Below are 9,393 nucleotides of genomic sequence, written 5' to 3'. Positions count from 1 at the left end.
CGATACAAAGCTACATGGCTGTCGGCGGGCGCATTTGCGTTCGACCTGTGCGCCGTCGCCGGAACCTGGCTGGCGGCCTACTCGGTCCGCTTCAACGGCGCTATCCCTAGCGACTTTTGGCACGGCGCGCTCAATGCTCTCATTTGGGTGTTGCCTGTCTATGCGGTGATGTTTCGCGTGTTCGGGTTGTATCGCGGCATGTGGGTGTTTGCGAGCCTGCCCGATTTGATCCGGATTTCGAAATCTGTAATAGCCGGTGCACTTGTGGTGATGGTGGGCGCGGTCATGTCGCAGCCGGACCCAGTGATTCCCCGTTCGGTTCTGATCGTTGCTCCGTTGCTGCTGTTTCTTGCAATGGGCGGCGCTCGCGCGATATATCGCGCTACTAAGGAGTTCTATCTATACGGTGGCCTGATCGGACAAGGCAAGCCGGTGATCGTGCTCGGCGCAGGCACAGCCGGGGCGAACCTCGTGCGCGAGTTGGCGCGCTCAAGCGAATGGCGCCTGGTGGGCCTTCTTGACGACGACCCCGCGAAACGCGGTCGTGAGATCCTCGGTCACAAGGTCCTGGGGTCGATCAGCGAACTGCCACTCTGGGCGGAACAACTCAAGGCCGACGTCGCAATTATCGCAATCCCAGGGGCATCGGTCGATGCACAGCGGCGTGTGGCGACTATGTGCGTTCGCGCCGGCGTCAAGGCGATGGTTCTGCCAGCGCTCACCGTGCTAACGCAGGGTCAGGCGTTCCTCTCACGTGTTCGCCAGATCGACCTGGAAGACTTGCTAGGCCGCGAGCCGGTGAAGATCGACATGCCGCACGTCGAAGCGTTGCTGCATGGGCGCGTGGTGATGGTCACGGGGGCAGGCGGCTCGATCGGCTCGGAGTTATGCAGGCAGATCCTGCGCTTCTCGCCGGCCCAACTCGTGGCCTACGACCTGAGCGAATACGCGATGTATTTGCTCGTCGAAGAATTGCATGAGCGGTTTCCGGATCTGTCGGTGATCCCGGTGATTGGCGATGCCAAGGATTCGCTGCTCCTCGATCAGACCATGTCGCGCTTCGCCCCGCATATCGTGTTTCACGCGGCCGCGTACAAGCACGTACCGTTGATGGAAGAGCAGAACGCGTGGGCCGCGGTGCGCAACAATGTGCTGGGCACGCTACGCGTGGCGCGAGCCGCAATCCGTCATCAAGTCAGCCATTTCGTGCTGATTTCCACCGATAAAGCCGTCAACCCGACCAACGTAATGGGCGCAAGCAAGCGTCTGGCCGAGATGGCCTGCCAGGCGTTGCAGCAGACCGCGCCACGCACGCAGTTCGAGACGGTGCGATTTGGCAATGTGCTGGGCAGTGCGGGCAGCGTAATCCCAAAGTTCCAGCAGCAGATTGCGAAGGGCGGCCCGGTGACTGTGACGCATCCGGAGATCACGCGCTTCTTCATGACAATTCCCGAAGCCGCGCAACTGGTGTTGCAGGCGTCGAGCATGGGCCGTGGCGGCGAGATCTTTATCCTGGATATGGGTGAGCCGGTAAGGATAGTGGATCTGGCGCGCGATCTGATTCGTTTGTACGGATTCTCGGAGGAGCAGATCCGGATTGTGTTCACGGGATTGCGGCCGGGCGAAAAGCTGTACGAAGAGTTGCTCGCCGACGATGAAACCACCACCCGCACGCCGCATCCGAAGCTGCGAATCGCACAGGCGCGCGAAGTGCCGAATCACTTCCTCGATGAATTGCTGCCGTGGCTGATGCAGCATCGCGTGTTGGCTGACGATGAAGTGAGGCGTGATCTACGCCGCTGGGTTCCGGAATATCAGACGACAATGCCTCCGGTTTTGACGAGCGTTCAATCGATTCGAAACGGTTGAGTCGCCGTGAATTGTCCGCTGTTGTAACGGACGAATGTAGCAGCAGAGCGAATAGCGAGCCTGTGTGACCAGAGCGCCATGTGGCGACGTGATGTTGATCTCTTGTCGAAGCCAGGCTCGCAATGAGTTTTGGAGCGGCTGACGTGTTGTCCACGGGCTCCGGCGTCAGTGGGCCGAGCAACTCACAATCGATATGGCAATTACCGCGGCGCCTTGTGCGTCGGTATCAATGATTCCGGTCGTTGGCAAAGCGAAGATCCTTTACTGCTAGACCAAACCCAGTCGCATTTCACGCCGCACATCGTATTTCATTTGGCAGCGTGCAAGCATGTCCGGCTCGCGCAAGAACAAAACGAGCGGCTGGCAGCGCACAACAACGTGTTCGACAGCAGCACATGGCGCGGGGGCACCCCGCAATCAAGTCGACCATTTCATGCAGATTTCCACCGACAAAGCGGTCAACCGATCAACGTAATGAGCCTGAGCAAGTGCCTCGCGAATGTGGCATCCCAAGCGTTGTAGTAGGCCACGCTGCGTACGAGGTTCACGCTGGTGTGCGTCGCTGGCCCACCCAGCAGTGCCCCCACCTGTCCCTAAGTTTCAGTAGCAGATTGCAAAGAATGACCCAGCCACGGGAAGGCACCGCAGAACAAATTCTCACGTCTACTCCAGACGCGATACAACCTGGTTTGTCGGGGGCATCGCGCAAAGAGCGTCTCGGCAAAGTACTCATTGTCAATATGGGCCAGCCAGTGAAAATTGTCGATCTGTCGCACAATCTGACTCGCTCACACCGTTTTTTCGAGATCAAAAATCCGTTTCGTTTCTTCGGTCCGGCGTCCCGGCTAGAACTCGCATGAGAAAACGAAAAGACCGCGTCCATGTCGCATCCGGGACTGCGGGATGCGCGGGCTTGAGGAGTACCGAAGTAATTCTTCGATGCGCCGCTGCTATGGCCGATGCAGGCTCGTGTATTGGCTGAGGACCATATGCGCTGTGACCCACGGCGCTCAGGGTCCGGGTATCAGGCAGACGAGCATGCAGTTGACCCTTCACAGCGCGCCGTTCGGCGGATCGACGTCGGGGCGCTCAGGCGTCTGCTGAGAAGCGGATGGCGGAATTGTGAAACGCAAACTTTGTTAGGCGCCTTTCCGCTAGTGGATCGTGATGGCCAGGCTATAAGGCTGGCGAATGGACGTGGCAGTAAAGTTCGTCATCTCGGTGAGGGCGAACGCATCGTCCGTCGCTTGCTTATATGTGCGCTGCAAATCCAATTTGTGGCTCGGCTTGTGCTTATATAATAAATAATTTAAAAACTCGCGATGCGTTCCTAGCACGATACGCGTTGGACGTGAGGGCTGAAAGAGGGGCCATTTTCGATAGCTTTTCCGATTCAGGCTTTCAATAAACTTTATGCAAAGGCGCAAATCAGGTTTCTCGGTTCAAAATCATCCAGGTTTTGATGAGTGTTCAATACGCCGGCATCCGCAGCCTATCTGCCGACCGAAACGCAAGCTACCACCGGACCTTGCTGTTTGCCCTCAGATGATTTAACTTGCACCACCCGATGCTCATTTCAAACGAAGTCGAAATCACGAAAACGAGCGGAAATCACGCAACACGTCCCCCAATCCCAACGATCTTGGATTTGGCATTATCGACGCTGAATTGTGGATCACACTGAATTGTGTCGGACTTCCTTGCCCGGCGCCATCGCTATATTGGCGACTTCTTGTCCTGTTGTTCTGCTTTGTGCGCTATCACCAAATGACGGAATATTTGTATAAAATCATGCACTTAATATTTAGTTAACCAACAATATTACGTATTGGCATGCCGACACGTGGTCGCCCAGAAGTCGAAAAACCGCTGTGGAGGAGCGGCTAATGTCCACGCGTCGGTGGACCATCTCGTCTAGGTTTTCTACTCATCAGAAAGGCAAACCGAAGTCCTTTGGAACGGGTTGTGAGCACACCGTGCCTGCAAGTTGATGAGCGGTCCGCCGTCTTTGCGCCCATTTTTAGTTGAAAAATTCGAGAATTTGCGACATCGCCAAAATACCGGACTTTCAAGTGAAATCATCAAGTCAAAGTCCATTTTTTGAAAGTTAGGGGATGAGCTTATCTCGCTGTGCACAGCGCTTGTCTTCGGACCGCATCATGCGGTCACGAGACGTGCAGAATATAGGAAGAGGCTGTCCTTGCTCGCCTGTTATTGAAAGTTCAAGACTAATAGTTACTTTAAATTTCAAGAAATGAATTTCGGGCCGTTAAGCATGTCGACGGAATCGGGAAGCGAGATTGATCGCTAATATGTCAGTCCATCTGCTAGTCGCTGTAAATTTCGATGTCAAATGTTGGATCACTGGAGAACATGATTACAAACGCGCCCAAGAAGATGACAAGTATGTCGAAGTACTATTCACCAATTGATCTCGCAACAATGTTCTCCGCGGGCGTTTTATGCGGAAAGTGGACGACCCAGACAGCAGCGGCGGAGGAGTTGCTAGTGACTCACTCCAAGCTGTCCAGAGGTGTAAGCGTTGCGGCTCTTCCCAGCGAGATTTTGAACCTCTTTTCGTCGCCGAAAGCTATTACGGATCACGGCGCAAAAACGCTCCTGGAGATCTCGGCAAGCGACGGCTTGCCAGTGATGCTGGCCCGGGCCAATCACTTCGCTGAGAGCGTCAACGATAAGCGCACGCGCATGGTACTCGCGGCATTAAGAGGCCGTGAGTTCATCCAAGCTGAAGCATCGACGCGGCTGCAGCCAGAGTCAGTCGGGACCGAACAGCGTTTTCCGTCTGACGTAGCAAAAGAGTTCAATGAAGGAAAGACCCGGGGCGCGTGGTCGACGGTAACAGGAGGCGCCGCCGCGATGGGTTTGCCGCGTGTCCTTGTGAATCGAGCGGTGTTGATAGACGCATTGCCGCGAGAGGTGAAAGCCCTTTTTTTTCTTCGTGGGTCGCTCACGTTCGGCGTCGGAACCCGTCTACTCAAGATCAAGAACGAGCTCGGCCCGATCCCGATGGCAGATCGGGCACGGCGGATGGACGGTTGTTCGGACACGCGTTCGTCGCGCAATGTGATCGATGAGCTGTGCGGAAAGCATGTCTTGCCTTACGACGATATCAATGTCCGCGTGACACGAGATCGAGGGAACAAGTGTCTTAAAATAGAATGTAACGATGCTGCATTGCTACTGAAATATAGGAAAGAGATTGGAGAAGCCGTGCGAAGTGTGCTTATGAAGAGGCTGAGACCGAAAGAATTCGACGAGATTGATGCGATGGTCCGTTCCAATATGCCGGATTTCGATGCGTTAATACGGCGTTGACTAGGCGCGGCGGATTTTGTCTGGATAACGCCAAGCAGCATGTCGATTTCAGGCACTAATCTTGGCCGGTCGGCCAGGATGAGTGGCGCTCCGCTCGGATTGTCCGTGGGTAATTGAGGGCGATGGCACATTTTTGTTTTTTACTAGCGACGATTCCAGCTCCGCAAGACGCGTATTGGTAAGGGAGTTCATGACTAGGATACGATCCTAACCAGTCCGTCTCATCTCTCGGCTCTCGGCCTGGGCGGCTTCCTCGCGTATGAGAGCAGCAATCTCGCTTAGCCGTCAGTCGTAGTTTCTAGGAAGACCTCCACGAGCGACTCGACAAAACGCTCCTCCGGGAACGCGTGCGGTTAGCGCATAACTAAAAAGCCGCACCCGAGGGTGCGGCTTTGGCGCTTAATGTCGTTAAACATCACGACTTCGGCGGGCTATGGGGCTAGCATTACTCCCGATGTCGTTCTCTTTCCGACCTTCGGCCGTTGTAAGATGTCCATCCGAAGAAGACCGCAAGAATGAGAGCAAGCACGATCGTAAAAATTGGGGCTCCCATGATCAGTCCTCCTTAATGCAATAAAAGCCGACTGCGCCTAAAAGCAGTGCAGATATGGTCAGACTGCCCGTTTGCGCGATCGCATGCGCATTCCAGTTTGATGTGGAAAGCGCACTGAGCGCGGCACCTACGAAAGATGCAGCGCTTAGCATATGGACAAAACGACCGTTCTGCTTCCGCTGATCTTTGGACGGGAAGGCTATCGACCGCAAGTCGCTTAGACGCGTTGTTGTATTCACGTCAGGAATCTCGACACGGAACCTTCCGGTTGCGTCGACCGCTACAGCTAGCACACGACCTCGATATTCGACACTGAAAGTCGACGATGTTTCGCTCTTATCCATTTCATCCATTATGTTCCTTAGCCGGGGCGGCAGTAAAACTTCTCCCGTTCGTATGTCTAGCGACACGCGGTCGATGATGATCGTGCCACAGGGGTATTGAATTTTCGCGTTGGCCAGTTTCATCGGTTACCTTCCTGAGTTTCATTGTGGTCACGAGCGATGCGCTCAGGCATGTATAAGTCGCCTCCGACCCCCCGACGTATATCGCAGGCCGGTCGATAGAACATGAAAAACATAGCACCGTGACTCGTACGCGTGCCGACATGATCCGAATATAAGTACTTGAAGAATTTCACAGTTAGACCTCAAAAAATACGAGGTGGTCCCTTGCGGGAAAACCACCCCGCAAGGAAAGCGTCGTCTTGTCAGAGCGACGCCCAGTATCGGTGGACGATCGGACGGATCGACTCACCGGCAAAAAACGATTGATGCTTTGTTGTCAGTCGCCGATCTGCACGACAAATGAAGATAGGGTGCGCGCTCGGTATAAACCAGCGTTGCAATGCCCTATAAACGCACATTGTCCAACACGATCCAACACAAACCTGCGTTCAAAGACGCCGGCACGTGAGCGAGCGTGGACATGGATTGCGACTACTTAAGAAACCTATATCTAAGAAACATGCCGGGAAGCGGCTCGCTCGAAAAAACCTGAACGAAAAATTGGGTTTTCGACTGCTTTCGGGCTGATCGGACAACCGGAATGCTTCGTCCTGCGTGACGGATTCCAGTGAGCGAACATCTCAACGGCCTTTCGCGCGGGTCAATAAAGTGAAATACGCTCAATTTTGTGGAAAAAGTTTCGCCTCGGGTTTAACGTGACTAATATTTTTAATCAATGACTTACGTTGAAAATGGTTAGTTATTGCGTGTTGGCATGCCAACACGGGTCGCCCCATCCTCGATGTCGAATCATTAAAAAAGCGAGCAAGACGGAAAGCCACCAGCGAGCTGATTTGCTTAGATCGATGCGCATTAGCGCGGGAATGGAGAGAGTCTATGCCGTGGCAGCGTCGAGTAAAAAGCGAAAGCTCGCAATTTTCATAGCGCTTTTCGCGCGCCGCGTTCGGACAATGGTGCAGGTCGGATTTAACTACAGCCTTCCTGGCTCATACCATGGGCCTACGTTTTTTTGGTCTAGACAGCTTCGGCATTCCTTGGCTTTCACGACATCAGTTGCTCGAACTGGCCGGCGCAGCCCACCGTGCCGGGGGGGCGAAAAAGTCCCGAGCGAACGTTCCGCGTGGTCCAGTGGCAAGTGCTTGAAGAAAGTGAAGACCCGCGCCTTGCGACAAACATTGGCTTGATCGTCTGTTGAACTCGGCGATCGCTTGTTGCATGGCCGCGCCGCGTTCCGATATCCATCCCAACGAGGTTTCGCCTCAAGAAAAAACTCGCGAAGAACGGCGATCAATACTTCGTCGTGCTTGACTTCGTTTTGGAACTGAGATGCTGGGTTATCACATCTGAGCCTACTTCGACATGTTCCAATCTTTTTATCTTTGCCGGGTTTCCCGCCCTATTGCCTCCTCTCATGCGTGCCGAGTGAGCGCCGCGCGTGGGATATGCGCCTGTCGCGGTGATGTCGCGCTTACCATCGCGCTCGCCTCGGATCGCATCAAATCTGCTCGCCTGACTGGCCCCGAATTCGCAAGCCTCGGCGGTCCCGCCGGGTGTTGCGAATGAAAAATCCAAGGTTACTAGGAGCGGTGGCGAGCAGGGTGAAAGCGCGTCCGTCGCGGCTTGCGGACACAGAGCTAGATCATCTCGAAAAGGTCGTGCGGCTTATGGCGTGGTCAGACACATACACGCCGATACACGGGCTGGATATAGCCTATTGGCGCAGGAGGGTCGTTCTAATTGAAAGTTCGTTCGAGTTGCTTCCAATTCAAAGGTCTCGAATAACAGCGCTACTCGCTTCGCTTGGTTGACTCAGCCCGTCCTGACCCACAAATCGTGACCTTCTGTGCAGCGCGAAATGCGCGCTGCACAGGCCCGACATGATGACGCTTTTGGCGTTCGCGTCACGCTCGGGTTGAGTAAAACAGGATCCACCGCACCGGCAAAAAGGGCCATGTTGATGTCGCCCGTGATTAGTCAGCGCCTTAGTCAGCGCACGACATCGGCCACGTGTTGAATTCCTCGGCTAGCGCTATTTTGTCGGTCGCCGTATCTACGAAGGTTAAGCAGGCTTTTGAAAGTCGAAATTTAGGCATGCTTGACTTTGATATGGATCTGCGATGATGGGTTGTGGCTTGGCTGACCGATGACGGCGCAGCAGAGCAAGCCCTCAAAAGGAAAGCACATGAACCTCTTCAACGCAATGTACATCTAGACTGGATTCGCGCCGTACGGTTCTGGCTGCTAATCGGCATCGCGACTACAACATGGGAATTCGCAACGCTCTTCGGCCGTGCCTTGGCCGCGAGATATAGGAGGAAGTCATGAACACATCAAATCTGCTTATCAAGGGCTTCATGCAGTTGCACCCGAAGGTTCGCCGCTTTGTCATCGGCCTGGTCTTTTATCTGCTGTGGTACGTCGACATGAGGTACTTTGGCCATACAGCGCTTGGCCCATGGATCGCCGGCATCACGCTTGTGATCTTTTTCTGGGCTTGGGGGGTGTGGACGCTGATCTTTATCTTCATGTGGGCTCTACTTTCCTTCGTGCGCTTCTACCTGATTTTCCTGCGATGAAACACGCTGAAACTGCAGGAAAAAACGGCGTAAGTTTCTTAACATGGCAATTTGGTGAGCGGCGGAGCGTGGAGTGAGCGCTTGATGATAAAAAGGATACAGTTGCGAAGATCACCTCCGTGCGAACACCCTCGAGCGGGGTGCGCTGGTCGACGACAGGCGGAGGCAATGCAGAAGGCTTAGCGAGTCCTTACGGGATTTCTAAGACAGTCGCTAAAATGATAGCGAAGGTACCGGCTAAAAAGGAATTGTCGTCATTTCCCATATCGTAGAAGTCACCCTGGACTCCGAAGATGGCAGGCGCGCTGGCTCTATGCCGTTTTGAGTGGAACTTGACGGCCGGCGCGATAGCGTTTAATCCCTTGATCACGCGAGGCGGCGGGACGCAAAGGATTTTGCGGCAAATGTTTTAGCCTGGACATGCGGAGGTAGGCGATGGCCACGAAGTTCTTCACGGTTCGAAATCCGCGCGCGGCCCGCTTGGTTTGTTGGAGCATGCCATTCATCGCCTCGACATAGGCATTGCTGCGACCGTCGAGCATGCCGCGCACGACGCCCGGCAGGCGCTCCTTGAGCGTCGTGGCCAGCCGCC

Annotated in this window: 7 protein-coding genes; 5 read left to right on the top strand and 2 right to left on the bottom strand. The window is 54.6% G+C overall.

The annotated features are described in order from the left end of the window. The 4 genes from BSU04_RS37190 to BSU04_RS37170 all read left to right on the top strand — a co-directional run. A partial coding sequence (locus BSU04_RS37190) for a polysaccharide biosynthesis protein (protein WP_089165230.1) occupies positions 1–1,869 on the top strand: 1,869 nt, incomplete at its 5' end. Positions 1,870–2,037: 168 nt separating this feature from the next. Beyond that, positions 2,038–2,391 carry a polysaccharide biosynthesis protein gene (locus BSU04_RS49025; protein ID WP_089165229.1) on the top strand — a complete coding sequence of 118 codons (354 nt, stop codon included), beginning with the start codon at positions 2,038–2,040 and terminating at the stop codon, positions 2,389–2,391. Between the two features lie 98 nt (positions 2,392–2,489). Further along, the gene (locus tag BSU04_RS37180) at positions 2,490–2,729 is read left to right on the top strand and encodes a hypothetical protein (RefSeq protein WP_089165228.1); all 240 of its coding nucleotides are present in this window, start codon (positions 2,490–2,492) and stop codon (positions 2,727–2,729) included. Between the two features lie 1,546 nt (positions 2,730–4,275). Then, a complete protein-coding gene (locus BSU04_RS37170; protein WP_144021476.1) occupies positions 4,276–5,205 on the top strand; it encodes a hypothetical protein in 930 nt (309 codons plus the stop codon). A 555-nt stretch (positions 5,206–5,760) separates the two neighbouring features. Here the strand turns inward: BSU04_RS37170 and BSU04_RS37165 are convergent. Further along, complete coding sequence (locus BSU04_RS37165; RefSeq protein ID WP_089165225.1) at positions 5,761–6,225, bottom strand: hypothetical protein; 465 nt, start codon at positions 6,223–6,225, stop codon at positions 5,761–5,763. A 2,321-nt stretch (positions 6,226–8,546) separates the two neighbouring features. Between BSU04_RS37165 and BSU04_RS37160 the strand changes: the two genes are divergently transcribed. After that, positions 8,547–8,801: a hypothetical protein gene (locus BSU04_RS37160; protein ID WP_089165224.1), complete on the top strand. Its 255-nt coding sequence runs from the start codon at positions 8,547–8,549 to the stop codon at positions 8,799–8,801. A gap of 311 nt (positions 8,802–9,112) precedes the next feature. Here BSU04_RS37160 and BSU04_RS37155 read toward each other — a convergent pair. Further along, a partial coding sequence (locus tag BSU04_RS37155; RefSeq protein WP_144021474.1) for a transposase occupies positions 9,113–9,393 on the bottom strand: 281 nt, incomplete at its 5' end.

It is taken from the genome of Caballeronia sordidicola (assembly GCF_002220365.1).
GTDB classification, from domain to species: Bacteria; Pseudomonadota; Gammaproteobacteria; order Burkholderiales; family Burkholderiaceae; genus Caballeronia; species Caballeronia sordidicola_C.
The sequence above is the reverse complement of the archived record's forward strand: the minus strand, read 5'-3'. Positions and strand labels throughout refer to the sequence as shown.